This is a genomic window from Bradyrhizobium sp. OAE829 (assembly GCF_040546575.1).
GTDB lineage: Bacteria > Pseudomonadota > Alphaproteobacteria > Rhizobiales > Xanthobacteraceae > Bradyrhizobium.
This window is the reverse complement of record NZ_JBEPOE010000001.1, coordinates 5,458,213-5,481,282: the sequence shown is the minus strand read 5'-3', so window position 1 is coordinate 5,481,282 and position 23,070 is coordinate 5,458,213. Positions and strand designations below refer to the sequence as shown.

At 63.3% G+C, this 23,070-nt stretch carries 28 protein-coding genes and 1 pseudogene; 9 read left to right on the top strand and 20 right to left on the bottom strand.

Features of this window, described 5'->3' with window-relative positions:
• Positions 1-38 precede the first annotated feature (38 nt).
• Positions 39-590, bottom strand: a complete 552-nt coding sequence (locus ABIE49_RS26320; protein WP_192736838.1) for a dihydrofolate reductase family protein — start codon at positions 588-590, stop codon at positions 39-41.
• A gap of 93 nt (positions 591-683) precedes the next feature.
• On the opposite strand from ABIE49_RS26320, the gene ABIE49_RS26315 reads away from it, so the two are divergent.
• Positions 684-1,178, top strand: coding sequence for a winged helix-turn-helix transcriptional regulator (locus ABIE49_RS26315; RefSeq protein WP_192736839.1), 495 nt, complete (start codon positions 684-686; stop codon positions 1,176-1,178).
• Positions 1,179-1,451: 273 nt separating this feature from the next.
• Positions 1,452-3,119 carry a methyl-accepting chemotaxis protein gene (locus ABIE49_RS26310; protein WP_192736840.1) on the top strand — a complete coding sequence of 556 codons (1,668 nt, stop codon included), beginning with the start codon at positions 1,452-1,454 and terminating at the stop codon, positions 3,117-3,119.
• Between the two features lie 126 nt (positions 3,120-3,245).
• On the opposite strand, the gene ABIE49_RS26305 is transcribed toward ABIE49_RS26310, so the two are convergent.
• Complete coding sequence (locus ABIE49_RS26305) at positions 3,246-3,629, bottom strand: cupin domain-containing protein (RefSeq protein ID WP_354066982.1); 384 nt, start codon at positions 3,627-3,629, stop codon at positions 3,246-3,248.
• A 152-nt stretch (positions 3,630-3,781) separates the two neighbouring features.
• Between ABIE49_RS26305 and ABIE49_RS26300 the strand changes: the two genes are divergently transcribed.
• Together ABIE49_RS26300 and ABIE49_RS26295 are read left to right on the top strand one after the other, a co-directional pair.
• Positions 3,782-4,567, top strand: coding sequence for an SDR family NAD(P)-dependent oxidoreductase (locus ABIE49_RS26300; RefSeq protein WP_192736841.1), 786 nt, complete (start codon positions 3,782-3,784; stop codon positions 4,565-4,567).
• A 69-nt stretch (positions 4,568-4,636) separates the two neighbouring features.
• Entirely contained in the window at positions 4,637-5,065 is a 429-nt protein-coding gene (locus tag ABIE49_RS26295; RefSeq protein WP_354067613.1) for a hypothetical protein, read from the top strand.
• Between the two features lie 124 nt (positions 5,066-5,189).
• Here the strand turns inward: ABIE49_RS26295 and ABIE49_RS26290 are convergent, their stop codons facing one another.
• From ABIE49_RS26290 to ABIE49_RS26280, 3 genes and pseudogenes are all read right to left on the bottom strand, one after another.
• Positions 5,190-5,606: a VOC family protein gene (locus tag ABIE49_RS26290; protein ID WP_192736843.1), complete on the bottom strand. Its 417-nt coding sequence runs from the start codon at positions 5,604-5,606 to the stop codon at positions 5,190-5,192.
• 55 nt (positions 5,607-5,661) lie between these two features.
• Entirely contained in the window at positions 5,662-6,198 is a 537-nt protein-coding gene (locus tag ABIE49_RS26285) for an SRPBCC family protein (protein ID WP_192736844.1), read from the bottom strand.
• A gap of 24 nt (positions 6,199-6,222) precedes the next feature.
• Positions 6,223-6,647 (bottom strand): annotated as a pseudogene (locus tag ABIE49_RS26280) (DoxX family protein).
• Positions 6,648-7,288: 641 nt separating this feature from the next.
• On the opposite strand from ABIE49_RS26280, the gene ABIE49_RS26275 reads away from it, so the two are divergent.
• Both ABIE49_RS26275 and ABIE49_RS26270 read left to right on the top strand, forming a co-directional pair.
• Positions 7,289-7,714 carry a globin family protein gene (locus ABIE49_RS26275; RefSeq protein ID WP_192736845.1) on the top strand — a complete coding sequence of 142 codons (426 nt, stop codon included), beginning with the start codon at positions 7,289-7,291 and terminating at the stop codon, positions 7,712-7,714.
• 81 nt (positions 7,715-7,795) lie between these two features.
• The gene (locus tag ABIE49_RS26270; RefSeq protein WP_192736846.1) at positions 7,796-8,092 is read left to right on the top strand and encodes a hypothetical protein; all 297 of its coding nucleotides are present in this window, start codon (positions 7,796-7,798) and stop codon (positions 8,090-8,092) included.
• On the opposite strand, the gene ABIE49_RS26265 is transcribed toward ABIE49_RS26270, so the two are convergent.
• The 3 genes from ABIE49_RS26265 to ABIE49_RS26255 form a co-directional block, all read right to left on the bottom strand.
• Positions 8,093-8,311, bottom strand: coding sequence for a hypothetical protein (locus ABIE49_RS26265; RefSeq protein WP_192736847.1), 219 nt, complete (start codon positions 8,309-8,311; stop codon positions 8,093-8,095).
• 93 nt (positions 8,312-8,404) lie between these two features.
• Positions 8,405-9,679: an RNA polymerase sigma factor gene (locus ABIE49_RS26260; protein WP_192736848.1), complete on the bottom strand. Its 1,275-nt coding sequence runs from the start codon at positions 9,677-9,679 to the stop codon at positions 8,405-8,407.
• The gene (locus tag ABIE49_RS26255) at positions 9,676-10,044 is read right to left on the bottom strand and encodes a YciI family protein (RefSeq protein ID WP_192736849.1); all 369 of its coding nucleotides are present in this window, start codon (positions 10,042-10,044) and stop codon (positions 9,676-9,678) included. Before ABIE49_RS26255 ends, ABIE49_RS26260 begins: the two co-directional genes overlap by 4 nt.
• Positions 10,045-10,319: 275 nt before the next feature.
• Here ABIE49_RS26255 and ABIE49_RS26250 point away from each other — a divergent pair, with 275 nt between their 5' ends.
• A complete protein-coding gene (locus ABIE49_RS26250) occupies positions 10,320-11,285 on the top strand; it encodes a 2-hydroxyacid dehydrogenase (RefSeq protein ID WP_192736850.1) in 966 nt (321 codons plus the stop codon).
• A gap of 147 nt (positions 11,286-11,432) precedes the next feature.
• On the opposite strand, the gene ABIE49_RS26245 is transcribed toward ABIE49_RS26250, so the two are convergent.
• Positions 11,433-12,143 (bottom strand): TetR/AcrR family transcriptional regulator, encoded by a 711-nt coding sequence (locus tag ABIE49_RS26245; RefSeq protein WP_192736851.1) that lies wholly within the window; start codon positions 12,141-12,143, stop codon positions 11,433-11,435.
• Positions 12,144-12,263: 120 nt separating this feature from the next.
• Between ABIE49_RS26245 and ABIE49_RS26240 the strand changes: the two genes are divergently transcribed.
• Positions 12,264-12,908, top strand: coding sequence for a glutathione binding-like protein (locus ABIE49_RS26240; RefSeq protein WP_192736852.1), 645 nt, complete (start codon positions 12,264-12,266; stop codon positions 12,906-12,908).
• Positions 12,909-13,084: 176 nt separating this feature from the next.
• Here ABIE49_RS26240 and ABIE49_RS26235 read toward each other — a convergent pair whose 3' ends face one another.
• The 11 genes from ABIE49_RS26235 to ABIE49_RS26185 all read right to left on the bottom strand — a co-directional run bounded on the left by ABIE49_RS26235 (position 13,085) and on the right by ABIE49_RS26185 (position 21,057).
• Positions 13,085-13,675: a TetR/AcrR family transcriptional regulator gene (locus ABIE49_RS26235; RefSeq protein ID WP_210337318.1), complete on the bottom strand. Its 591-nt coding sequence runs from the start codon at positions 13,673-13,675 to the stop codon at positions 13,085-13,087.
• 7 nt (positions 13,676-13,682) lie between these two features.
• Complete coding sequence (locus ABIE49_RS26230) at positions 13,683-14,150, bottom strand: nuclear transport factor 2 family protein (RefSeq protein WP_192736853.1); 468 nt, start codon at positions 14,148-14,150, stop codon at positions 13,683-13,685.
• Positions 14,151-14,221: 71 nt separating this feature from the next.
• On the bottom strand, positions 14,222-14,671 hold the full coding sequence (gene ybgC / locus ABIE49_RS26225; protein WP_192736854.1) for a tol-pal system-associated acyl-CoA thioesterase: 450 nt from the start codon (positions 14,669-14,671) through the stop codon (positions 14,222-14,224).
• A 78-nt stretch (positions 14,672-14,749) separates the two neighbouring features.
• Positions 14,750-15,661, bottom strand: a complete 912-nt coding sequence (locus ABIE49_RS26220; RefSeq protein ID WP_192736855.1) for a metallophosphoesterase — start codon at positions 15,659-15,661, stop codon at positions 14,750-14,752.
• A 91-nt stretch (positions 15,662-15,752) separates the two neighbouring features.
• Positions 15,753-16,622 carry a DUF6869 domain-containing protein gene (locus ABIE49_RS26215; RefSeq protein ID WP_192736856.1) on the bottom strand — a complete coding sequence of 290 codons (870 nt, stop codon included), beginning with the start codon at positions 16,620-16,622 and terminating at the stop codon, positions 15,753-15,755.
• A gap of 104 nt (positions 16,623-16,726) precedes the next feature.
• A complete protein-coding gene (gene ruvB, locus ABIE49_RS26210) occupies positions 16,727-17,776 on the bottom strand; it encodes a Holliday junction branch migration DNA helicase RuvB (RefSeq protein ID WP_192736857.1) in 1,050 nt (349 codons plus the stop codon).
• Complete coding sequence (locus ABIE49_RS26205; protein ID WP_192736858.1) at positions 17,773-18,318, bottom strand: hypothetical protein; 546 nt, start codon at positions 18,316-18,318, stop codon at positions 17,773-17,775. Before ABIE49_RS26205 ends, ruvB begins: the two co-directional genes overlap by 4 nt.
• Entirely contained in the window at positions 18,315-18,632 is a 318-nt protein-coding gene (locus tag ABIE49_RS26200) for an NIPSNAP family protein (RefSeq protein ID WP_192736859.1), read from the bottom strand. The genes ABIE49_RS26205 and ABIE49_RS26200 overlap by 4 nt, the downstream gene beginning before the upstream one ends.
• A 25-nt stretch (positions 18,633-18,657) precedes the next feature.
• Complete coding sequence (gene ruvA / locus ABIE49_RS26195) at positions 18,658-19,275, bottom strand: Holliday junction branch migration protein RuvA (protein WP_192736860.1); 618 nt, start codon at positions 19,273-19,275, stop codon at positions 18,658-18,660.
• A 298-nt stretch (positions 19,276-19,573) separates the two neighbouring features.
• On the bottom strand, positions 19,574-20,101 hold the full coding sequence (gene ruvC / locus ABIE49_RS26190) for a crossover junction endodeoxyribonuclease RuvC (RefSeq protein WP_192736861.1): 528 nt from the start codon (positions 20,099-20,101) through the stop codon (positions 19,574-19,576).
• Between the two features lie 209 nt (positions 20,102-20,310).
• Entirely contained in the window at positions 20,311-21,057 is a 747-nt protein-coding gene (locus tag ABIE49_RS26185; RefSeq protein ID WP_192736862.1) for a YebC/PmpR family DNA-binding transcriptional regulator, read from the bottom strand.
• 202 nt (positions 21,058-21,259) lie between these two features.
• On the opposite strand from ABIE49_RS26185, the gene ABIE49_RS26180 reads away from it, so the two are divergent.
• Positions 21,260-23,017 (top strand): methyl-accepting chemotaxis protein, encoded by a 1,758-nt coding sequence (locus tag ABIE49_RS26180; protein WP_192736863.1) that lies wholly within the window; start codon positions 21,260-21,262, stop codon positions 23,015-23,017.
• Positions 23,018-23,070 lie beyond the last annotated feature (53 nt).

Genomic DNA, 23,070 nt, shown 5'->3' with positions numbered 1-23,070 from the left:
GACGAACCAGGTTTTGCCTAACCGACATTTGCGGCGAACTATTTCGAAGCTGCCGGCGCGTAGCGCAGGATCACGATCCCGGTCGACAACGCCCGGCTGTCCAGCAGCTTCAGCCTGGTCCGCGCGCCCTGTTTGAACAACGGCGTTCCGCCGCCAAGGATGATCGGGTTCAGCGCGATGCGGAATTCGTCGATCACGCCGTGCGGGATCAGGTGCGACGCCAGATCGGCGCTGCCGAACAGAAAGATATCCTTCGGCGAATCGCGCTTCAGTTTGGTGACGGTATCGGCCACATCGTCCGCGAACATCCGCGTGTTGCTCCAACCGGATTGCTTCAGCGTGCGCGAGAACACGTATTTCGGCGCCGCATTCATGAAGTCGGCGACTTCGCCGGTCGCCTTCGGCCAATGATTTGCCATCAGCTCATAGGTGACGCGGCCGAACAGCAATCCGCCGGCGGCGTTGAGCTGCTCGATCGACAATCGCTCCAGTTCTTCGCCCCAGACGTCTTCATGCCAGGAGATGTCCCGGTTCGGCGCTTCGACGAAGCCGTCCAGCGTCATCAGGTTCCACATGATCAGCTTTGCCATCTCAGCGCTCCCTTAACCGATTGCGATTTGCAACTGGTTGTATCCTGAGATAACCGGTGCAATATTGCAAGCAGTTTTTTCGGGGACGCTTCCATGACCGACGATCAACGCTCCGGCTGCCCGATCAACCTCACGCTGGAAGTGGTCGGCGACAAATGGAGCCTGCTCATCATCCGCGACATGATGTTCGGCAACCGGCGGCATTTTCGCGAGCTCTTGACCAAGTCGGAGGAAGGCATCTCCTCCAACATCCTCGCCGACCGGCTGAAGACGTTGCTCGACGCTGGCATCATCACCCGCGAGGACGATCCCAGTCACAAGCAGAAGGGAATCTATTCGCTGACCGAACAGGGCATCGAATTGCTGCCGGTCCTCGCGCAGATGGCGGCCTGGGGTTACAAATATCTTCCCGTTTCCGAAGAACTCGGCATCCGCGCCAGGCTACTCAGCGAGGGCGGGCCCAAAATGTGGGCAGAGTTCATGGACGAGTTGCGCGAGACTCATCTGGGTCAGGTCCGGCGCAGGAAGGGACCGACGGTCGGTGAGCGGCTCCAGGCGGCGTATGAGAGTGTCGTCAACCGGACATAACGTTCAAAAAGCTCAATAATTCGCTCCGTATGAATACGTAGGCCGCAGGCATGGTCGGAGGCCTTCACTCTGCCCATCAACGTGCACACACGACAAATTATCGCGATGAATGAAGGCGCACAGGAAGCTCACACCGGGGAGCGCGTCGCACGAATTTCATCAGGCGAAACATTGGTCGAGCGAGATGGTTTACCGTTGATAAACGGGTATCTGCAACTTTTTCCCGTACTGAATTATCAGCCATCCATTTTTAAACAGCGCGCGGAGCCTCATGTGTTCAATCTGCAAAAGAAAGCAAACACCCAAAGCGCGCTTGCCCAAGCCGCTGCCATCAACAAGTCGCAGGCCGTGATCGAGTTCAAGCTCGACGGCACCATCGTCACCGCGAACCCGAATTTTCTCGGCGCCGTGGGCTACACGCTGGCCGAAATCCAGGGCAAGCATCACGGCATGTTCGTCGATCCGGCCGAGCGCGAGAGCGCGGCCTATCGCGAATTCTGGGCGCGGCTGAACCGGGGCGAATTCCAGGCCGCGCAATACAAGCGGTTCGGCAAGGGCGGCCGCGAGATCTGGATCCAGGCGTCCTACAATCCGATCCTCGATGGCGGCGGCAAGCCGGTCGGGGTCATCAAGTTCGCGACCGACATTACGGCGCAAAAGATCCACAGCATGGAGGACGCCGGCAAGATCGCCGCGCTCAGCCGGGCCCAGGCCGTCATCGAATTCAACATGGACGGCACCATCGTCACCGCCAACGAGAACTTCCTCGGCGCGGTCGGTTACCCGCTCGATGAGATCCAGGGCAAGCACCACAGCATGTTCGTGGTCCCGGAAGATCGCGACAGCGCGGCCTATCGCGAGTTCTGGGCGCGGCTGAACCGCGGCCAGTACGAAGCCGCCGAGTACAAGCGGCTCGGCAAGGGCGGCAAGGAAATCTGGATCCTCGCCAGCTACAATCCGATCCTCAACGAGGCCGGCAAGCCGTTCAAGGTGGTCAAGTTCGCCACCGACGTCACCGCGCAAAAGCTGAAAGCCGCCGACAATGACGGCCAGATCGCCGCGATCGTCAAATCGCAGGCCGTGATCGAATTCAACATGGACGGCACCATCCGCACCGCCAATCCGAATTTCTGCGCCGCGCTCGGCTATTCGCTGCCGGAAATCCAGGGCAAGCATCACGGCATGTTCGTCGAGCCGAACGAGCGTAACGCGCCGGCGTATCGCGAATTCTGGGAAAACCTCAACCGCGGCCAGTATCAGGCGGCGGAATACAAGCGGATCGCCAAGGGCGGCCGCGAGATCTGGATCCAGGCGTCCTACAATCCGATCCTCGACCTCAACGGCAAGCCGTTCAAGGTGGTGAAATACGCGACCGACATCACGGCCCAGGCGATCGCGCGCAAGAAGGCCGAGAACGCCCGCGGCCTGATCGAGTCGGTAGCGGCGGGCAGCGAGGAGATGAGCGCCTCGATCCGCGAAATCTCCGAGACCATGACCAAGTCCAAGGCGAATGCCGCGAACGCGACCGCCCGGGTCGACGCCGCGGACGCGCAAGCCGTAAAGCTCAGCGCCGCTTCGCAGGCCATGAGCGGGATCGTCGAACTGATCGGCAACATCACCGGACAGATCAACCTTCTGGCGCTGAACGCCACGATCGAATCGGCCCGTGCCGGCGAGGCGGGCCGCGGCTTTGCCGTGGTGGCCTCCGAGGTCAAGAACCTCGCCAATCAGGCCAAGCACGCCACCGACACGATCTCGAAGGAAATCGAACAGCTCAACGGCGTCGCCAGCGAGGTCGTGGGCTCGCTCACGGCCATCAAGGAGGCGATCGCCAGCGTCAACGAGTTCATCGCCTCCACGGCGGCTGCCGTGGAAGAACAGAGCGCCGTCACATCGGACATGTCGTCCAACATGCAACGCGCCTCCGCGGAATTGGCCTGATACGGGACAGCCAGCCCCTCGTATCGGATCAATCAGCCTTCGGGAGCCATCCCGAAGGCGAGCTTAACCGGCACCGCGGGCGCAGAAGCCGGCGGTGCCGGCTTTTTTTTGGGCATCGGCGTTCGCTCAGACCTGGTCCCACCGCCGCGTCACTTCCGTTGCGCCCTCCACCGTGGCCTCGAAGATTGGCGACGCCAGTACGGCGTGGATGTGCAGCGTGGTGGTGCCGGAATTGCGGAAGCCGTGCAGTTGCCCGGCCGGCACGATCAGGGATTGCCCCGACGTGACGATGCTGCGTTCCTCGCCGAGCCACATCTCGGCTTCGCCTTCGCGCACGGTGAGCACCTCCTCGACGGGGTGCGAATGCGTCGGGGCGCCGGCGCCGGGCGCGATCCATTGCTCGAAGATGCATAAATGTGCCGCGCCGTTGCGCGCCGAAACCAGCATGCGGGTTTCCACGCCCAGCCGCCATTGCTCCGGTGGCATATCCCTGACGTCGACCACCATCATTGCCGGACCCTTTCGGTCGCCGTGACCCGCGTGGTTCGAGAACGTGCGCCGGATGCGGCGCAGCATGCAAGCGCGGGCTACCGGCAGGTTCGAGACACAATGAACGGCGTGGGGTATAGAGCCAAGGAATCAATCACCAGCGGACCTCCTCCATGCCTCCTTCCCTATCAAAAGTCGCACTCGTCACCGGCGCCGCGCGCGGCATCGGCCTTGCGACCGCAAAACGCTTTCTCGCCGATGGCTGGCGGGTGGCGCTGCTCGACATCGAGGGCGAATTGCTGCGTGGCGCGGTCGCGGCGCTGGCCGATCCCGACAACACACTGGCGCTGCATTGCGACGTCAGCGATGCCGGCGCGGTGGCCTCGGCGATGACAAATATGATCGGGCGCTTTGGCCGGCTCGATGCGCTGGTCAACAACGCAGGCGTCGCGGTGTTCGCACCCCTGCTCGAGACATCGGACGAGGACTGGAACCGGATCCTCGCGGTCAATCTCACCGGGCCGTTTATCTGCACCAAGGCCGCCGCGCCCCTGATGCGCGAACATGGCGGCGCAGTGGTGAACATCACGTCGATCTCGGCGGTGCGAGCCTCGACGCTGCGCTCGGCCTACGGCACCAGCAAAGCGGGGCTTGCGCATCTGACAAAGCAGCTCGCGGTCGAACTGGCTTCGCTCGGCATCCGCGTCAACGCCGTCGCGCCCGGCCCGGTCGAGACCGCGATGGCGAAGGCGGTCCACACCCCGGAAATCCGCGCCGATTATCACGACGCCATTCCGCTCAACCGTTATGGCCTCGAAGAAGAACTGGCGGAAGCGGTGTTCTTCCTCTGCAGCGACCGCTCCAGCTACATCACCGGGCAGGTGCTGGCCGTCGACGGCGGCTTTGATGCCGCCGGCATCGGCTTGCCGACGCTGCGCGGCGAGCGAAGGAACGGTTGACCGAGCCTTGCCGGAGGCGCCAACGCTGACTAATTCAACTGCTCCGGGACGAAGGAGCCGCACATGCGAATGGCGCTCATCAAGGCAATTGTTGCGGCGGCGCTGTGCGCTGCGGTCTCACCTGTTCGTGCCGAGGTGCGCATCCTCGCCAGCCCCGGCGGACAGGTCGGCCCGTTTCTCGACCTGTTCGAGCGTTTGCGTGCGTCCGGCGAGCGCGTCGTGATCGACGGGCCATGCCTGTCGGCCTGCACGCTGGTGCTGAGCACGGTGCCGAACGAACGCATCTGCGTGACGCGCCGCGCGGTGCTCGGCTTCCACGGCGCGCGGTCGATCGACCGCCGCGGCCGGATGTATGCCGAACCGGAAGCGTCGCAGGCGGTGCTGGAAGCCTATCCGGAGCCGGTCCGTAACTGGATCAGCCGCCGCGGCGGATTGACGTCGCGGATGTTGCTGCTGCGCGGGCGCGAACTCGCCGCGATTTACCCGTCGTGCAGGTGAAGGGCTTTGTAGCGCCGTAGGGTGGGCAAAGCGCAAGCGTGCCCACCAATCTCTGCGCGACGCAGATGGTGGGCACGGCGCAAGTGCGCCTTTGCCCACACCCTACAACTTCAAATACCCACCGTCATGACTGCATATCTGCCGGGCAGTTGACCATCCAGGGCGTGCCGAACTTGTCGATGCACATGCCGAAACCATTGGAGAAAAAGGTCTTGGCAAACGGCATCTTCACGGTGCCGCCATCGGCCAATGCCTTGAAGCGGCGCTCGGCGTCGGCGGGATCATCGACCTGCAGCGCGACCGCAAAGCCCTGCGGCTGATGGAAGTCGCCGGGAAATGCATCGGAGGCCATCACCACCTCGCCGTCGACCGTGAAACTGGCGTGCATGATCTTCTTCTTCCATTCCGCCGGGGTCGGCATGTCGGCCGGCCCGCCTTCATAGCGCATCATCGCGTCAACCTTGGCGCCGAGCACTTTTTCATAATACTTCAGTGCTTCCTCGCAGTTTCCGTTGAAGAACAGATAGGGATTGACCTGCATCGTTGGCTCCTTGGCTGAACAGATTTGGCGTGGACGAATTTGCGATGAACGTGCGCTACTTCTCGGTGAGCTTCTTCAGATTGGCAAGACCAGTCTCGAAATCCCTGCCGATCATGCGGTCCAGGTTCATGAACATCTGCATCACCTTGGACAGGAACACGGCGGGCCCGGTCATCGTCCAGGTCAGATGGGTAGCATCGCCCTGCGGCAGCATTGTGAATTCGGCGGTGTTGTGACCTTCGAACGGCTTGAAGAAATCGAGCTTGATGAGGATCCTCGAGGGCACTGACGTTTCGAGGATTTCCATGCGGCCGGAGCCGACATTCTTGTTGCCGTCCCAGGCATAGACCGCACCCTTGCCGCTGTCCGCGCCGTCATAGGTGCGCTTCAGCGCCGGATCCCTGTCCTCGTAGGGCGACCAGCTGCGCCATTGGTGAAAATCGTTGATCAGCGGAAATATCCGGTCCGCCGGCGCCTTGATGCTGATGGCGCGCTGGACCTGGAACGTATCCGGCTTGGTCGCGGCCAGAATCAGCACGGCGGCGATGGCGATCGCCAGCACGACGGCGATGATGGCAATGATGTCGAGCATGTCGGGCTCCGTACGGGTTGGTGATTATGATGCAAGTCGGCGGCGGAAAGGAATGAAGTTGCGCAAGGCCGGATCGCGCAGCCACAGCCCGCCCCATACCATCAGGCCGAGATAAAGCCCGAACAGCGTGTGGGTGAACAGCGGGCTGTCGATCCGGACATGGATGCCATCGCGCCGCCGAGATAACCGGTCAGCAGGATTGCGCCGAGGATCGAGGTCGGCGGTACCGAATACAGCACGGTGCAGACGATGGTGATGATGCCGAGGCTGCGCGCCAGCGTTTCGCTCGAACCATAACCCATCTTGTCCATCGTTTCCGTGACGACCGGCCACGGCACCAGCTTGATGGCGCCGTCGAACAGCAGGAACACGATGACCAGGCCGGAGAGAATACGGCCGGTCAAGCGGGCAGTTTTGGCGACCGGCGCGGGCTCGGCAATCGCAGACATGGTGGACATGGCTTTCTCCTGTCATTTGCACAATTCCAGGACGAACGAGCCTGACGCAAACAGACAGGCGGGCCGAATTTTTTTCAGCGGCCGCACCTCACGCCGCACAAGCAATGGGAGGTGGGCCGCATGAATCGACGGAGCACGCCGCCAACGCAGTCTCCGGCGAGGGCATCTCTGATCGAGATGGCACACATCACCATGGCCGATTTCATGCGTGGGATCAGCGACATGCGATTGAAATAACCGCGCGCCCGGCACGAACCTTTCATCGCGAAGGCGCGACTAACGGCTGTCAATCGAAACAGCCACCCCCGGCAAAACCCATCCATTCTGGAGCACGACCAATGTCCTGCGAACAAAAGACGCTTGTCAAAACAACCCGGCCTGAGGACTCGATGTCCTACGCCATGATCGTCATCGGCGGCGGTGTCGGAAATCTCGCCGCAGCGATTTATTCTGCTGTTGCAAGCCGCGTCCTGACTGCGCAAGCGCCGGCGAGGGAACGCCATCTCCCGGCTGCATATTCTCAGCAGGGTTAATTGCGATCGCAGCTTCCGCGCAGCTTTTATAGCGAAAGCACGGCCAACAAAATTCATCGAAGCCCAATCATTGCAGATCATTCATTCTGGAGCACGACCATGACCCCCGACCAGAAAGCGCTTGTCAAAACGACCTGGAGCCTCGTGGTCCCGATCGCCGATACCGCCGCGACATTGTTCTACGACCGGCTGTTCGAAATCGACCCCTCGACGCGCCCCATGTTCAAGAGCATCGACATGCCGGAGCAGCGCAAGAAGCTGATGCAGGCACTGGCGACCGTGATCGGCGGTCTCGACAACCTCGCGCCGCTGATCCCGGTGCTGGAAACGCTCGGCAGGAAACACGTCGCGTACGGCGTCCTCGACAAGCATTACGACTCGGTCGGCACCGCATTGCTGTGGACACTCGAACAAGGCCTGCAAACCGCATGGACACCGCCTGTGCAGGACGCCTGGATCGCGGCATACACGGCGGTTGCCGGCGTGATGCGCAATGCGGCGAAGACGGTTCCGAACGCCGCATGACCGGCGCCGCCAGTGCTTGTCGAACCTCGGGCGAGGTTGAGGCGACATAGGTCCGTTCATCTCGAACGAGAGTGGAAGGACATGGATCCGCAATTGGAGCTTGATTCGATCCTGATCGCCCTGCGCGGCGCAAGCCTCGAGGAGCAAGCGGAGATCGGCCGGGGCGATCTGGCGTCCCTGCTTCATGTCGCGCCGCCGCAACTGGTCGACAAGATCATCAAGATGGCGCGGCGCGACAACCGGGTCAGGAATGCGCTCGCCGCGTCACGCTATTATTGCGGCCTTGGAAAGACGATTTGCGACAAGATTGATTCGGTGGTCAGCGCGCCGTTTCCAGCGGCGCTTCAGCCCAGGCGGAAGCCGTCCTCCAGGCGCTAGCTATCGATCCTGCTTTCCAATTCCGTCCACGCAATCAGACCAGGCCACGCAGAACAACGTGAACACGAAGATGTTCCAGCTTGGCTGGATGTCACACCACGCCGCCACGACAGGAACGGGCAAGGCGAACAGAAGCGGCCGGGCGATCCAGCGCAGGCAGAAAAATCTCGCGCTGGCGGGCTCGCCGAAAGCGACTTTTCGCAAAATGCCGATCATCACGAGCCCGTGCTCCACCTTTGCCGGTTAGTCGCGGGCGTTTGGGCGCGGTTCAAATCGGGGAGGCCGCATGGCCTGACGCCGCGCGAAACGAGGCTATTTCCCGGCCTTGGCGCCGCGCGGCTTGCTGTCGCGCATCAGGCGGTCGAGGTGCATGCGGATGTGGGCGGCCTCGGCCGAGGTGTTGGCCAGCGCGATGGCGCGGTCGAAGGCGACACGGGCTTCGTCGTTGCGCCCGAGCTGCATCAGGAAGGCGCCGCGCACGCCGAAGTAATGAAAGTAATTCGACAGCCGCGTCGCCAGTGGCTCGATCATGTCAAGCGCGGCTTCGGGACCCTTCACCTTCGAAACCGCGACCGCACGATTCAGCGTGACCACGGGCGACGGCTGCATGATTTCGAGCGCGCCATACAGCAGATCGATCTGGGTCCAGTCGGTATCCTCGGGCTTTTCGGCGCGGGCATGCAGGGCGGATATCGCCGCCTGAATCTGATAGGGCCCGCTGCGGCGATGGCGCATGGCCTTGTCGATCAGCGCCAACCCCTCGGCGATCATCTTGCCATTCCACAGCGTGCGATCCTGGTCGTCGAGCAGGATCACGGCGCCGTCGGCATCGAACCGCGCCGCGGCGCGCGCGTGCTGCAGCAACAGCAGCGCGGTCAGCCCCATGATCTCGGGCTCGCTCTGGAACAGCCGCAGCAACAGCCGCGCCAGCCGGATCGCTTCCTCGCACAAGGGACTGCGGATCTCGGCGGTATCGCCGCTCGCCGAATAGCCCTCGTTGAAGATCAGGTAGATCATCGCGGCTACCGCAGACAGCCGTTCGGTGCGCTCCACCGCGCCCGGGGTCTCGAACGGCACATCGGCGTCGGCGACGCGGGCTTTGGCGCGGGTGATGCGCTGCTCCATCGCGGCTTCCGAAACCAGGAAGGCGCGCGCGATCTGCTTGACGGAGAGGCCCGAGACGATGCGCAGCGCCAGCGCGATCTGCTGCGTTGCCGGCAAATCCGGATGGCAGCAGATGAACAGCAGCCGCAGAATGTCGTCGCGGTAATGCGAGCCGTCGAGCCGCTCGGCGAGTTGCTCCTCGGCGTCGTCGGTATCCGAGATCGCGTGGTCGTCCTCGGGCAACGGCTCCTGCTTGCGGCCTCGCCTGATGTCGTCGATCGCGACATTGCGCCCGACCATGATCAGCCACGCCGCGGGGTCGCGCGGCGGGCCGTTCTGCGGCCAGCTTTTCAGCGCCCGCAGGCAGGCGTTCTGGAAGGCTTCCTCGGCGGTGTCGAGATTGCGGAAATAGCGCAGCAGCGCGCCGACCGCCTGGGGACGCGCCGAGGTCAGCGCGTTATCGATCCAGGCGGTGTCGGTCATTTCGGGGCGCTCCCGGGTGTGAAATGGCCGACCGGGCGGATTTCATAGGCGCCGCCGGGATTGGCCTTGCCGAGATCGCGCGCGACGTCGAGCGCCGCGTCGAGATTCTCGCAATCGACGACATAGAAGCCGAGCAGTTGCTCCTTGGTCTCGGCATAGGGGCCGTCGATCACGACCGGCGGATCGTCCTTGCGCAAGGTGGTCGCCGACGTGGTCGGCAACAGCCGCGCCACCGGGCCGAGCCGGCCCTGCTTGGTGAGCTTGTCCTGCACGACCCGCAGTTTGGTCATGACCGCGGCGTCCTGTTCCTTGGTCCAGGAACCCGTAAAATCTTCGTCGTGGTAGCAAAGGATGGCGTACAGCATGCGACCCGCATCTCCGTTCTCTGTTATGACGAACGATTATGCCTGTAGCCGACAGGGGAGCGAAAGAAATTTTCGAATGTTCCGCGCGCTGTCAGGGACGGACAATCGGCGCAGGCGGCGGATTGAAATGCCGGCAGGTGCATGACAGCCATGACCGCGGCCGGAATCACGGTGAATTTGGCCGTCGGTATCTCCCTTGCGCGGTGAAAGGAGGCTAGAGGAATGGTTCAATCCATCAGACGGTCACGCTGCGTGGCGATACGAAGGGAAAATCAATGAAAAAAGGGGCGCTTGCGCTGCTGGTGCGTGGCGGGACCGATAACTGGGCAGCGTCGCGGTGGATGAAGCGGTTTGGCGACGTCTGCCCGGATCGCTCCATTGTGGAGATGCCGGATGCGTCGTTCAACCCGGCCGAGGTCCATTACGCCGCGGTGTGGAAGCCGAAGCCCGGGGAGCTCGCCGCGTTCAGGAATTTGCGTATCATCTTCAATCTCGGCGCCGGCGTCGATGCGCTGATGGTGGATTCCACGCTGCCCGACGTGCCGCTGGTGCGGGTCGCGGTCCCCGATTTGACCGAACGGATGACCGAATATGTCGTGCTGCACGCGCTGATGCATCACCGGCAGGAGCTTTATTTGCGCGAGAGCCAGCGGGTGAAGCGCTGGTCGCCGCAGCCGCAATGGGCGGCGGGCGCAATCACGGTCGGCATCATGGGGCTGGGTGCGCTGGGCGCCCATGCCGCCGGCGTCCTCAAGCATGTCGGCTTCAAGGTCGTGGGCTGGAGCCGCAGCCCCAAGGAGATCGCCGGCGTCCCCTGCTTTCACGGCGAACAGCAACTGGAAACGTTTTTGCGGCAGACCGACATTCTGGTCAGCCTGCTGCCGCTCACTGGCGATACGCGGGGTATCCTCAATCGCGGGATCTTCGAAAAACTCAACCGCTCAAGCCCGATGGGCGCGCCGGTCCTGATCAATGCCGGCCGCGGGGCTTCGCAGAACGAGGCGGATATTTTGAGCTGCCTGGAAGACGGCACGCTCGGCGGCGCCTCGCTCGACGTCTACGTCACCGAACCGCTGCCCGCCGACAGCCCGTTCTGGACCCATCCGAAGGTGGTGCTGACCCCGCACAACGCCGCCGACACCGATCCTGAGGAAATTTCGAAATACGTCGCGCGCCAGATCGAACGCTTTGAAGCCGGAGGCGCACTGGAGAACGTGGTGGATCGCAAGCAGGGGTATTAGCGAGGATAGCGTGTGCACGATGTCGTCCCGGCGAACGCCGGGACCCATAACCACCGGCGCACGTTAGTTAGCACGCTGATCGTTGTCTTCCTTTTCCGGCAACACCCGCCACGGCGTATGGGTCCCGGCTCAAGGCCGGGACGACAGCTACGCCCGCACCATCACATCAACCGCGCCGTTGACGAGCGCTTCCAGTTCCGCGCGCGGGATCTGGGCACGGGCGCGGATTGCGATGGTGTGGATGGTCGCCGACGCGAGATTCGCCAGCACTTGCGGATCGGCTGTGGCGGGCAGTTCGCCGCGCTCCTGGGCGATCTTGAACAGCCGCGCAAAGAATCGATCCATCTCGCCGAGGCCGCTGACCACCAGGGCGCGGATATCAGGGTCGAACACCGCTTCGGAGGTCGCGGTCATCACCGTGAAGCAGCCGCGCGGGCCGCCCTCACCCGACAGATACATGTCGAGCGCGATGCCATAGATCCGAAGCAGCATCGGCCGCAGCGGCAGATCGGCCGCAAAGGCCTCGCCCATCCGCGCGCGGGCGCGGTTGCGGTAGCTCTCATAGGTCTTCTTGTAGAGTTCGCGCTTGTCGCCAAACGCGCCATAGAGGCTCGGCCGGTTCATGCCGGTGGCGGCGCTGAGATCGTCGAGCGAGGTCGCGGCAAAGCCGTCCTTCCAGAACACATCGAGCGCGCGGGACAGCGCCACATCGGGCTCATAGGCGCGCGGCCGGCCGCGGCGCTTCGGCGGGACGCCGCCGGCCGGAGGCTGCGGCCTCGCAGGCTGAGGCTTTGCGGACTTCAGCAATGCAGCCTCGGGCCGGGCGCGCGGCGGCGGCGGACTTCTTTTTTGTACCATCTTGCAAATAATCCTTGACGCTTATTTATACGAAGCGGTACATAAATCAAGCTCAGCCGTCGCAACCGTCTGAACCCGAGCGTGAAGCCCCAAAAGTGAACCCCACAGGGAGATTCGACCATGGACCTTTATTTCTCGCCCCTCGCCTGCTCGATGGCAACCAGGATCGCGCTGTATGAGGCCGGCAGCCAGGCCAACTTCATCGAGGTCGACCCCAAGACCAAACGCGTGTTGAAGGACGATTCGGATTTTTACGCGGTCAATCCGCTCGGCCTCGTGCCCGTGGTACGGACCGACGACGGCGTGACGCTGACCGAGAACGCCGCGATCCTGCAGCACGTCGCCGAGCGCTTGTCCGATTCCACCATCGGCGCCAGACCCGGCATCGAACGCTCGAAGCTGCAGCAATGGCTGTGCTTCATCGGCACCGAACTGCACAAGGGCCTGTTCACGCCGCTGCTCGGCAAGACCGTGCCGGCGGAGGTCAAGGCCTATACGCTGGAGCGGTATCTGTCGCGTCTCGACTACCTCAATACATATCTCGAGGGGCGTGAATTCGTGCTCGACCATTTCAGCGTGGCGGACGCCTATCTCACCACCGTGCTGAACTGGAGCATCGCCACCCCGATGATTGACTTTTCGAAATATCCAGCCGTGAAGGATTATCTCGAGCGGATGAAGAAGCGGCCGAGCGTGGCGAAAGCGCTGGCCGAAGAGTTCGATCTCTACAAGGCCGAGATCGCGCGCCACAAGGCGGCGGCGTAAGGCACGGTCCCCTCCACGAGTCGTCCCGGCGAACGCCGGGACCCATACTCCGCGGCGGTCGCGATTTAAGGCGGTCGTCGACCATCGTGGCTAAATAGGTGGGCCGCGGCGTATGGGTCCCCCGATGCGCAATTGCGCATCTGAGCTCAAGGCCGGCACGACGCGGATGGTGTGTCTCATTTCGCCAGCAAACGCGCCTTCATATCCACCATCGCCTGCCCGAACACTTTTGTATCGTCGAGCGCGCGCGCCAGCACCAGCGCGCCCTGAATGGTCAGCAGCGCATCCGCGGATCGTCGCCGCGCAACGCCCGCACTGAAGCCGGCGCGCCGCAGCGTCTGCGCCAGCGCATCGTTCCAACGGCTGAAATAGTCCGCTACCTGCGAACTGAAAATATCGCGCGATGCCCCGAGCGCAATCACGCCGACCAGGCAAACGCGGTGGCCCGAGCGGAAATAGCGGTCGACACAAGCGGTCATGTCGGCGATCGCCTGTGCGGGATCATCGGAGTTGCGCAGGACTGCGAAGATATTGGCCTCGAACCAGTGGTCGATCTCGGCCAAGACTTCCGCGGCCATCTGCGCTTTGCCGTCGGGGAAGAAATGATAGAGGCTGCCCTTGCCAAGGCCGGTGGCCTTACTGATCAGCGCCAGCGTCGCGCCTTCATAGCCGTGGCTGCGGAACACCTCCGAGATCAGCGGCAACAGATCGGCGCGTTCGGAAACGGTCTTGGCTATAGTTCCCTTGGCTATAGTTCCCTTGGCCATGGCTCCGCTAGAACGGGCTCTCGCTCAAGCCCGCGACATCCGCCGGACGCGGTCCGGGCGCGGCCCAGTGAAAGCGGCGGTCTTTCTCGGCTATCTCGACATCGTTGATGCTGGCCTCGCGCCGGCGCATCAGGCCGTGCTCGTCGAACTCCCATTGCTCGTTGCCGTAGGAGCGGTGCCACTGCCCGGCAGCGTCATGCCATTCATACTGGAAGCGCACCGCGATGCGGTTGGCGTCGAACGCCCAGAGATCCTTGATCAGCCGGTATTCGTGCTCCTTCGCCCATTTGCGGGTGAGGAATTCGACGATCGCATCACGGCCCTGAAATAATTCGGCGCGGTTCCTCCATCGGCTGTCCTCGGTATAGGCCAGCGAGACGCGCACCGGATCGCGCGAATTCCACGCGTCCTCCGCCATGCGGGCCTTCTGGGCTGCGGTCTCCCGCGTGAACGGTGGCAACGGCGGACGCGACATCTGACATCTCCAGCTTTGAACAGGGCTGGAGACTGTACCGATCGGTACAGAGAGTCAAGCATTCCGCAAAATCAATCCAGATCGGCCTTCAGCAGCAGCCGGAGCGATTTCGGGATCGGCTGCGCCTTGCCCTCGCAGATGAACGCGACGCGCACCTTGGCAGTGACCAGCGCCTCTTCGCCGCGCCGCACTTCCTGCGCCAGCGTGATCGAGGCGCCCTTCACCGCGATCGGCCAGGTCACCACATCGAGCAGATCGTCCATCCGCGCCGGGCGCAGGAAATCGATCTCCATCGATCGCACCACAAAGGCAAAGCCCGGCGTCTCCGCCTGCGCCTGCTCGAACAGCGCATGCTGATCGGCGCCCATCAGCCGCAAATGGTTGGTGCGGCCGCGTTCCATGAAGCGCAGATAATTGGCGTGATAGACGATGCCGGAGAAATCCGTGTCCTCGTAATAGACGCGGACCTGCATGTGATGGCGGCCCTCGCGGACCGCGCCGTCGATGTGGGGTAAAGTCAATTGCGGCCCTCGATCGCCTGGAAAGCCATCGTTTTGCGCAAAATCCGCCTGCCGCGCAAGCGTAACGCCTGCGGCGGATTACGCTACCACCGCGCCCTGCCCGCCCAGCGTCACCAGAACGATCTCCGGGGGAACGCCGATGCGGAACGGCATGATGCTGCAGCCGAGGCCACCGGATACGACGATGTCGTGCTTCATGCGGATGTGGCCATAAGCGAGCCGCTGGCCCGACGGTGCGACTGGCGACCAGCCCAGCAAGCGCACCTGACCGCCATGGGTATGACCGGAGAGCTGCAGTGACACCCGCTCCGGCACACGCTTGGCGATGTCGGGCTCATGCGCCAGCAGAATGATCGGCGCGTCATCGGTGACCTTCGCGAGCGTGGCGCCGAGATCGTCGACGCCGACCCGCCGCACCGGCCTGAAACGGCGTGCCGGGAAATAGGCCAGTTGATCGCCAAGGCCGGCCAGCCAGAACGGACGCCCGTCCTTGGTGAGGCGCCTGGCGTCGTTATCGTAGACCGGAATACCGGACGCTTCCAGCGCGCGGCGGGCGATGGTGTGGCCCTTGCCTTCGCGCTGCACTTCCTTGTCTTCCCACCAGTCGTGATTGCCGAGAATGGCGTGCACGCCGAGCGGGGCCTTCAGGCCGGCCAGCACTGGTGCCCATTCGCTCGCCGGTATGAAGCGCGTTACCTTGCGATGGCCGGCCACGTAATCGCCGAGCATGACGATGACATCGGCCTTCAGGGCGTTGGTTCGTTCAACGATTCCCTGGATGCGGTCGAGCGACATCCAGGGATCGCAGGCGTGCAGATCGGTGATGACGGCGATCTTGAGCTTGAGATCGGTGGGCCATTGCGGCGGCGCAAGGTTGTAGCGCGTGACGCGAAGCTGCAGCGCGGGTTCGGAGAATCCGTAGGCCGTGGTCGTGACGCCGAGGGCGCCCAATCCACCAAAGAGTCGAAAGAAATGTCGGCGTGAAATCATGGCTGGTCAATCGTGATGCATCGCAAACATGGGCGGGTATTGGGCCGGAATTGGGGAGCGTTTGTGCAGATCGTCAGCAGTTGCATTAAGGTTACCACCTGTTCTCTCCGACCAGCGCATCGAGCCGCGCCCTCAATTCGTCGGAGGCGCGATAGTACCAGACGCCGCCCAAAAGATCTCGAAAACGGTCGCTGGCCTGCGCCTCGCGCTCGATGCGGTCGATGGTTTCCATGCTGATGACATCCTCGAGCGGACCGGCGGCGAGCAGCGACAGCAGCGCCGGGTTGGTCTCGATCTCCAGGATCGCGACGATCAGGTCAATAGCCCCGTCCGGATCCTCACCACGCAATTCGCTCTCATAATCCATCATCGCGAAGAAATTGTCATCGCGGTCGCAGTCGGATTTCGAATGTTGGTCGACCCAGGCGCGCGCCAGCTCCGGCAGCGTCATGGCTTCGCAATCGAGCGGCTGTTTGGGGGTCCGTCGCGCGATGTCGTCGGCCTTCCAACCCTTGAGGTCGGCGATCGCCTGGATCCGTTGCTTCAACGGCTTGTTTGGACCGAGCAGAATGCCGCCGAGCAGCCAGCGCAGCCGGGCGTTATCCTTCGCCTCGGCCTCGATCCGGTCGATCACGCTTTCGCCGTGGGCATACATCAGCGACATCATGAACTTTTCATTGAGTTGCATCACGGTCGGCTTGTCGGATTCACTGCGCAGCACTTCAAGCGCAAGATCGAGCGCGCGATCCGGCTTGCGGTGCGGCAGATGATCGAAATAGAGCTTGGCCGCCCAGGCGCCGGAGGTCTGGTCGCGCTTGCTCAGCCGCTGCAACACAGCCCACAATGAGGCCAGTTCGCCGACCGGCATCGCGTTGAGGAAGGCGTCAGTATCGTCGGGCGTGCCGAGTTCCGGCGCCGCCGCGACAACGGCCAGCACCTTGGCGTCTTCGGTCGATTTCATCTGGCACTCCACGGCAAAAACAGCCGGTCCCGCGCGATGCGCGCGCCGCCGACTTGTTGATGTTTCCTGTTAGTGCGTGATCAGGCCGATCCGGTTCGAACGCGTTAGTCGTCGCTGTCGCTGCCGCCGAACAAGCCGAACTGCGCCGGATCGCGGGCGGGTTCGGCGAGGCCGAGATGCTTGAAGGCGTGCGAGGTCAACAGCCGGCCGCGCGGGGTGCGCTGCAGGTAGCCGCACTGGATCAGGAACGGCTCGATGATGTCCTCGATCGCATCGCGCGGCTCCGACAGCGCCGCCGCCATGGTTTCCACGCCGACCGGACCGCCGCCGTAGTTCAGCGCGATCGTCGAGAGATAGCGCCGGTCCATCGCATCGAGGCCGGCGGCATCGACTTCCAGCGCGCTCAGCGCGTGGTCGGCGATGGCGCGGTCGACGGAGCTGGCATCCGCGGCGGACGCAAAATCCCGCACCCGGCGCAGCAGCCGACCGGCGATGCGCGGGGTGCCGCGGGCGCGGCGCGCGATCTCGTTGGCGCCGTCAGGCGTCATGCCGATGTTGAGCACGCGGGCACCGCGGGTGACGATCTTCTCCAGCTCTTCGACAGTGTAGAAATTCAGCCGCACCGGAATGCCGAAGCGGTCGCGCAGCGGATTGGTGAGCAGGCCCGCGCGCGTCGTGGCGCCGACGAGGGTGAATTTTGCCAGCTCGATTTTTACCGATCGCGCCGCCGGGCCCTCGCCGATGATGAGGTCGAGCTGAAAGTCCTCCATCGCGGGATAGAGCACTTCTTCCACCGCCGGGCTGAGGCGATGGATTTCGTCGATGAACAGGACGTCGCGCTCTTCGAGATTGGTCAGCAGCGCTGCGAGGTCGCCGGCCTTGGCGATGACGGGACCGGAAGTGGCGCGAAAGCCGACGCCGAGTTCACGCGCCACGATCTGCGCCAGCGTGGTCTTGCCGAGACCGGGAGGGCCGACGAACAGCACGTGATCCAACGCCTCGCCGCGCTTGCGCGCCGCCTCGATGAAGATCGAAAGGTTTTTGCGCGCCTGCGCCTGGCCGACGAATTCGGACAGCAATTGCGGACGAAGCGCGGTGTCGCCGACATCGTCGCTGCGGCGCTCGGGGGTGACGATGCGGGAGGGCGTGTTCATGCGGCAATTCTAGCACGATGCAGGGGTTTCGCGAGCCACCAGCACAGGCTGGCCGGAATGAGCGCCAGCACGGCGAGGACCGCTGACAGCGACAGCGCCTGTCGTGCAGACCGGACGTCCGGCAAGATCACGGCCGATGATTCCGAGGGCACCATGAAGGTGCCGAATACGACGAAACCGGCGACGGCAATGGCCGCGGCGAGCCACGCCATCCAGATCATGTTGATGCCGCCATAGACCGCAACCAATGCGAATACCAGGCCGGCCGCGACCGATGGCAGAAACGCCGCGAGCATCGTTGCCAGTGCGAGCAGCACGATCGCGACAGAGACCATGGTGCGCAGCGCTTCGAGTTCGAGAAGCGCGAGAAACATCTGCAGCAGCGCGGTTCCGAAACCGACCACGATCAGCGATATCAGCGCCGCAAAGGTCAGCGGTCCTGCAATCGAAAAAATCAGGACGATGCCGATCGCGCGCGCGAAACGCCCGGCAACGGCGCCTGCCGAATAGTCGCGCGTGACGTTGCGGGAGGGCGTGTTCATGCGGCCGTTTTCGGAAACAATGGCCGGAAAAACGACCGTTCATAACGGATGAAGCAGCGCGTCCGCTGTGCAAAGGCGACGGCCTTCTGGCAGTCGGGATCGGTGCTGGCATCCTTGCGATACTGTTCATAGGCCGCGAGGCTTGGAAAGCTGAACATCGCCAAAGCGACGTCGCTCTCGCCTTCGGATGGCAGAAAGTAGCCGTGATGGATGCCGCCAAACCGCGGCAGCAACTCAAGCCACATCGCACCGTAAGCCTCGAAATCGGCGAGCTTGTCCGGATCGAGCTGGTAACGCAGATAACACGTAATCATTTTGTAATGCTCCAGCGCGGTTCGCTCACTTCGCGAGTTCCTTCAGGCCCAACCGGATCAGCTGCGCTGTTTCCGCATTCTCGCCGGCGCTGCGCGAGGCGGAGGCAATGGCGGCTGCGGCCTGCGGCTGGCCGTAACCGAGATTGACCAGCGCCGAGATCGCGTCGGTGACCGGACGCGGCGCGCGATCATTGTCGATGGCGCCGGAGAGATGCACCAGCGCCGGATCGACGTTGGCAAAGGCCGGCGCCTTGTCCTTCAGTTCGGTGACGATGCGTTCGGCGACTTTCGGCCCGACGCCGGGTGTGCGCGTCACCGCGGCCTTGTCGCGCAGCGCTATCGCGTTCGCAAGCTCGGCCGGCGGCAAGGTCGAGAGCACCGCCAGCGCGACCTTGGCGCCGACGCCCTGCACGGTCTGCAGCAGGCGGAACCATTCGCGCTCGATGTCGCCGCGGAAACCGAACAGCTTGATCTGGTCCTCGCGCACATAAGTTTCGATCGAAAGCACCGCGGCCTCGCCGGGCGCGGGCAGCGCCTGCAGCGTGCGCGACGAGCAATGCACCTGATAACCGACACCGCCGACGTCGAGGATCACGTAGTCCTCGCCGTAGGAGTCGACCAGGCCTTTGAGTTTACCAATCATTGCCACAATCCGGATTGGACGCTCGTGACCGCATTGGTGAGGGACGCACCGGCAGATGGGTTCCCTCCCCCCTTGCGGGGGAGGGTTAGGGAGAGGGGTGCAGCTTGCTCGAATGCCTGACGCATCGCAAAGGCAGAATCTTCATCATCGATCGCGCTGCAAAGCTCATTGATACATCGCGGTCGTGCATCTTCGGCCAGAGCCCGGGGCTTACCCCTCTCCCCAACCCTCCCCCGCAAGGGGGGAGGGAGCCTGAACAGCGCGCCCACCTCACTTAGTACTGTGCCGTAATTACCGATCATAGGCCCGCCACCTTCAGCCGCAGCGCCGTGCTGGCGCGGTGGTGGGCGTGCGTGATCGCGATCGCCAGCGCGTCGGCGGCGTCGGTGGATTTCGGCTCGGCCTTCGGCAGCAGGATCTTGAGCATGACAGCGATCTGGTTCTTGTCGGCATGACCGGCGCCGACCACCGTCTTCTTGACCTGGTTGGGCGCGTATTCGGCAACCGATATGCCGAACATCGCCGGCGCCAGCATGGCGACGCCGCGCGCCTGGCCGAGTTTCAGCGTCGCAACGCCGTCCTTGTTGACAAAAGTCTGTTCGACCGCGGCCTCCATGGGACGGAAATCGCCGAGCACGGCGGCGAGGCCTTCATGGATCGCGAGCAGCCGGCTCGCCAGCGGCTGATCGTCCGGCGGCTCCACCGAGCCGCAGCCGATGAAGACCAGCCGGTTGCCCTCGGTCTCGATCACGCCCCAGCCGGTGCGGCGCAGGCCGGGGTCGATACCGATAATCCGGACGGGTTGGCGAATCGGAGGAGATGTCATGGCCTGTGATAACGCCAGAGCACCGTGAACGAAACATAAAGAGAACGGTCATCCCCTGCCCAGGTCGGCAAGACCAGCGTTGTCATCCGCGCGAAAGCGGGGATCCAGTATTCCAGAGGTGGTTGTGAAAAGGCCGAAAGGCCGCGGCGTACTGGATCGCCCGGTCAAGCCGGGCGACGACAGTTGAGAATGGGGCGGCAATCGAGAGGCTACCCGCCCATCTTCGCCATCAGCGCGTCCGAGACTTCGAAATTGGCGTAGACGTTCTGCACGTCGTCGTGCTCGTTCAAATGGTCGATCAGCTTCAGCAGCTTCTCGCCGGTCTCGTCGTCTACCGGCACCGTGTTCTGCGGCTTCCAGGTCAGCGCCGCCTTGCGGGCCTCGCCGAATTTCGCTTCCAGCGCCTTAGCGACCTCGCGAAACGTTTCCTTGGAGGCATAGATTTCGTGGCCGTTCCCGCTCGAAATCACGTCGTCGGCGCCGGCTTCGATCGCGGCATCCAGCATCGCGTCATCGGACGCGACCTTGGCGTCGTATTCGATGATGCCGGTGTGGTCGAACATGAAGGAAACCGATCCGGTTTCGCCGAGGTTGCCGCCGGACTTGGTGAAGTAGGAGCGGATATCGGAGGCCGCGCGGTTGCGGTTGTCGGTCAGCGCCTCGACGATGACGGCGACGCCGCCGGGGCCATAGCCCTCGTAGCGAATCTCGTCATAGTTTTCGCCCTCGCCGCCGCTCGCCTTCTTCACGGCGCGCTCGATCGAATCCTTCGACATGTTTTCCTGGCGAGCGGAAATGATCGCCGCGCGCAGCCGGGCGTTCATCGCCGGATCGGGCTGGCCCATCTTGGCCGCGACGGTGATTTCCCGCGCCAGCTTGCCGAACAGTTTCGACTTCTGGGCATCCTGCCGTCCCTTGCGGTGCATGATGTTCTTGAATTGGGAATGGCCGGCCATGCGGGGTCTCTTGGATTCGTTCGTGAGCGGAATTGGATGAAAACGCGGCCTTATAGGCCGTCAACCGGCCAAAATCAAAGATTCAAGGCCCGTTCTGGTACTTAAGTAGTGCCCGTAAGATGGAATATGAGGCAGTTGTTAACCATGACTTCATGCCCGGATGAGAGGATGCGCCCCACATTCTCAACTTTTAAGAGCCCTCATGGCGTTCGGTTTATTTCGAAAGCGAGAGCCGGAAGCGACCGCGGCTGCCGTCGAGCTTAAGGTTCCGGCGGTTGTGGCTGCGACCGACGCGCCCGCGCCCGAAGGCGATTCGGCCAAGGATATCCTTGAACTGCTGGAACTCGAACTCGGCGGCATGATCCGCCAGCTCGAGCGCGCGGCCCATTCGGTCGCCGGCGGCGCCGAGGCCACCGCAACGACGCTGACCACCATCCGCCACCGCACCGATGCGCTGACCGGCCGCACCACCGCGGCCCAGAGCACCGCGACCACCTTCTCGCAGGCGGCCGACAAATTCACCCATTCGGCCCAAGGCATCGGCGAGCAGGTCCGCGACGCCGGCAAACTCGCCGACCAGGCCAGCGAGGCCGCCCGCGAAGCCCGCGCCAATGTGGACCGGCTGCGCGAATCGTCCGCGGCGATCGGCAATGTCGTCAATCTGATCGCGCAGATCGCGCGGCAAACTACACTGCTGGCGCTCAATTCCACCATCGAGGCCGCGCGTGCCGGCGAAGCCGGACGCGGTTTTGCGGTCGTCGCCACCGAGGTGAAGGCGCTCGCGGTGCAGACCCAGAACGCCACCGAGGAAATCACCAGGAAGATCGAAGCGCTGCAGCGCGACGCCGCCGGCTCGGTCGACGCCGTGCATCGGATTTCGCAGGCGATCGAATTGATCCGGCCGGTGTTCGACAACGTCAACGGCGCGGTTGCCGAGCAAAGCCAGACCACCGGCGAAATGTCCGACAATGCCGCCTCCGCCTCGCGCTTCATCGTCTCGGTCGGCGAAAGCGCAACCGAGATCGACGTTGCGACCAAGCAAGCCGAAGCGCATGGCGAAAGCGTCGCCAATGCCGGCCGCGCGGTCACCACCTTTGCGCAGAAGCTCAAATCGCGCTGCGCGGTGCTGCTGCGTCAAAGCGAGCGCCAGGGCCAGCGCAAACAGGAAAAGCTGCCTTGCAGCCTCCAGATCGAAATCCAGACCCCGCGCGGCCTGATCACGGCGCCGGTCTACGAGATTTCGATCGACGGCATTCTGATCAGCGGTCCCGACGCGGAGAAGCTGGCGCCAAACCAAAGCCTCGACGCCACGCTGCCGGATATCGGCGCCTGCAAAATTCGCGTCAGTGAGCGTTCCAAGGCCGGCGCGCAGGCGCAGTTCGAGCGGCCGGATGCCGCTTTGCGCGAGGCGATCGAAGACAAATTGTGGGCGATCCACGACGAGAACACCGAATTCGTCACCCGCGCCATGGAAGCAGGCGCGGCGCTGACCAGGATTTTCGAGCAGGGCGTCGCCAGCGGCGCGATCTCGATGGAAGACATGTTCGACACCAACTATGTCGAAATCCAAGGCAGCAACCCGGTGCAGTACCGCACCAGGATCCTTGACTGGGCGGACCGCGCGCTGCCGCCGTTCCAGGAAGCCTTCCTCGCCAAAGACAAGCGCATGGCGTTCTGCGCGATGATTGACCAGAACGGCTACCTGCCGGTTCACAACAAGATCTACTCACACCCGCAGCGGCCCGGCGACGTCACCTGGAACACCGCCAACAGCCGCAACCGCCGCATCTTCAACGATCCCGCGGGCCTCGCCGCCGGCCGCAACCAGCGCGCCTACCTGGTGCAGAGCTACGCCCGCGACATGGGCAACGGCAACACCGTGATGATGCGCGAGATCGACGTGCCGATCCGCGTCAAGGGCCGGCACTGGGGCGGTTTCCGCACGGCCTACAGGCTTTAGATTCTTGATTGACGCGTTTTCTTGACGCGAACCGGTAACCACCCACGGATCAA

Coding starts and splice junctions, on each gene's coding strand:
- ABIE49_RS26320 (WP_192736838.1), bottom strand. CDS start 590: ATGGCAAAGCTGATCATGTGGAACCTGATGACGCTGGACGGCTTCGTC.
- ABIE49_RS26315 (WP_192736839.1), top strand. CDS start 684: ATGACCGACGATCAACGCTCCGGCTGCCCGATCAACCTCACGCTGGAA.
- ABIE49_RS26305 (WP_354066982.1), bottom strand. CDS start 3,629: ATGATGGTGGTCGACGTCAGGGATATGCCACCGGAGCAATGGCGGCTG.
- ABIE49_RS26300 (WP_192736841.1), top strand. CDS start 3,782: ATGCCTCCTTCCCTATCAAAAGTCGCACTCGTCACCGGCGCCGCGCGC.
- ABIE49_RS26295 (WP_354067613.1), top strand. CDS start 4,637: ATGGCGCTCATCAAGGCAATTGTTGCGGCGGCGCTGTGCGCTGCGGTC.
- ABIE49_RS26290 (WP_192736843.1), bottom strand. CDS start 5,606: ATGCAGGTCAATCCCTATCTGTTCTTCAACGGAAACTGCGAGGAAGCA.
- ABIE49_RS26285 (WP_192736844.1), bottom strand. CDS start 6,198: ATGCTCGACATCATTGCCATCATCGCCGTCGTGCTGGCGATCGCCATC.
- ABIE49_RS26275 (WP_192736845.1), top strand. CDS start 7,289: ATGACCCCCGACCAGAAAGCGCTTGTCAAAACGACCTGGAGCCTCGTG.
- ABIE49_RS26270 (WP_192736846.1), top strand. CDS start 7,796: ATGGATCCGCAATTGGAGCTTGATTCGATCCTGATCGCCCTGCGCGGC.
- ABIE49_RS26260 (WP_192736848.1), bottom strand. CDS start 9,679: ATGACCGACACCGCCTGGATCGATAACGCGCTGACCTCGGCGCGTCCC.
- ABIE49_RS26255 (WP_192736849.1), bottom strand. CDS start 10,044: ATGCTGTACGCCATCCTTTGCTACCACGACGAAGATTTTACGGGTTCC.
- ABIE49_RS26250 (WP_192736850.1), top strand. CDS start 10,320: ATGAAAAAAGGGGCGCTTGCGCTGCTGGTGCGTGGCGGGACCGATAAC.
- ABIE49_RS26245 (WP_192736851.1), bottom strand. CDS start 12,143: ATGGTACAAAAAAGAAGTCCGCCGCCGCCGCGCGCCCGGCCCGAGGCT.
- ABIE49_RS26240 (WP_192736852.1), top strand. CDS start 12,264: ATGGACCTTTATTTCTCGCCCCTCGCCTGCTCGATGGCAACCAGGATC.
- ABIE49_RS26235 (WP_210337318.1), bottom strand. CDS start 13,675: ATGGCCAAGGGAACTATAGCCAAGGGAACTATAGCCAAGACCGTTTCC.
- ABIE49_RS26230 (WP_192736853.1), bottom strand. CDS start 14,150: ATGTCGCGTCCGCCGTTGCCACCGTTCACGCGGGAGACCGCAGCCCAG.
- ABIE49_RS26220 (WP_192736855.1), bottom strand. CDS start 15,661: ATGATTTCACGCCGACATTTCTTTCGACTCTTTGGTGGATTGGGCGCC.
- ABIE49_RS26215 (WP_192736856.1), bottom strand. CDS start 16,622: ATGAAATCGACCGAAGACGCCAAGGTGCTGGCCGTTGTCGCGGCGGCG.
- ruvB (WP_192736857.1), bottom strand. CDS start 17,776: ATGAACACGCCCTCCCGCATCGTCACCCCCGAGCGCCGCAGCGACGAT.
- ABIE49_RS26205 (WP_192736858.1), bottom strand. CDS start 18,318: ATGAACACGCCCTCCCGCAACGTCACGCGCGACTATTCGGCAGGCGCC.
- ABIE49_RS26200 (WP_192736859.1), bottom strand. CDS start 18,632: ATGATTACGTGTTATCTGCGTTACCAGCTCGATCCGGACAAGCTCGCC.
- ruvA (WP_192736860.1), bottom strand. CDS start 19,275: ATGATTGGTAAACTCAAAGGCCTGGTCGACTCCTACGGCGAGGACTAC.
- ruvC (WP_192736861.1), bottom strand. CDS start 20,101: ATGACATCTCCTCCGATTCGCCAACCCGTCCGGATTATCGGTATCGAC.
- ABIE49_RS26185 (WP_192736862.1), bottom strand. CDS start 21,057: ATGGCCGGCCATTCCCAATTCAAGAACATCATGCACCGCAAGGGACGG.
- ABIE49_RS26180 (WP_192736863.1), top strand. CDS start 21,260: ATGGCGTTCGGTTTATTTCGAAAGCGAGAGCCGGAAGCGACCGCGGCT.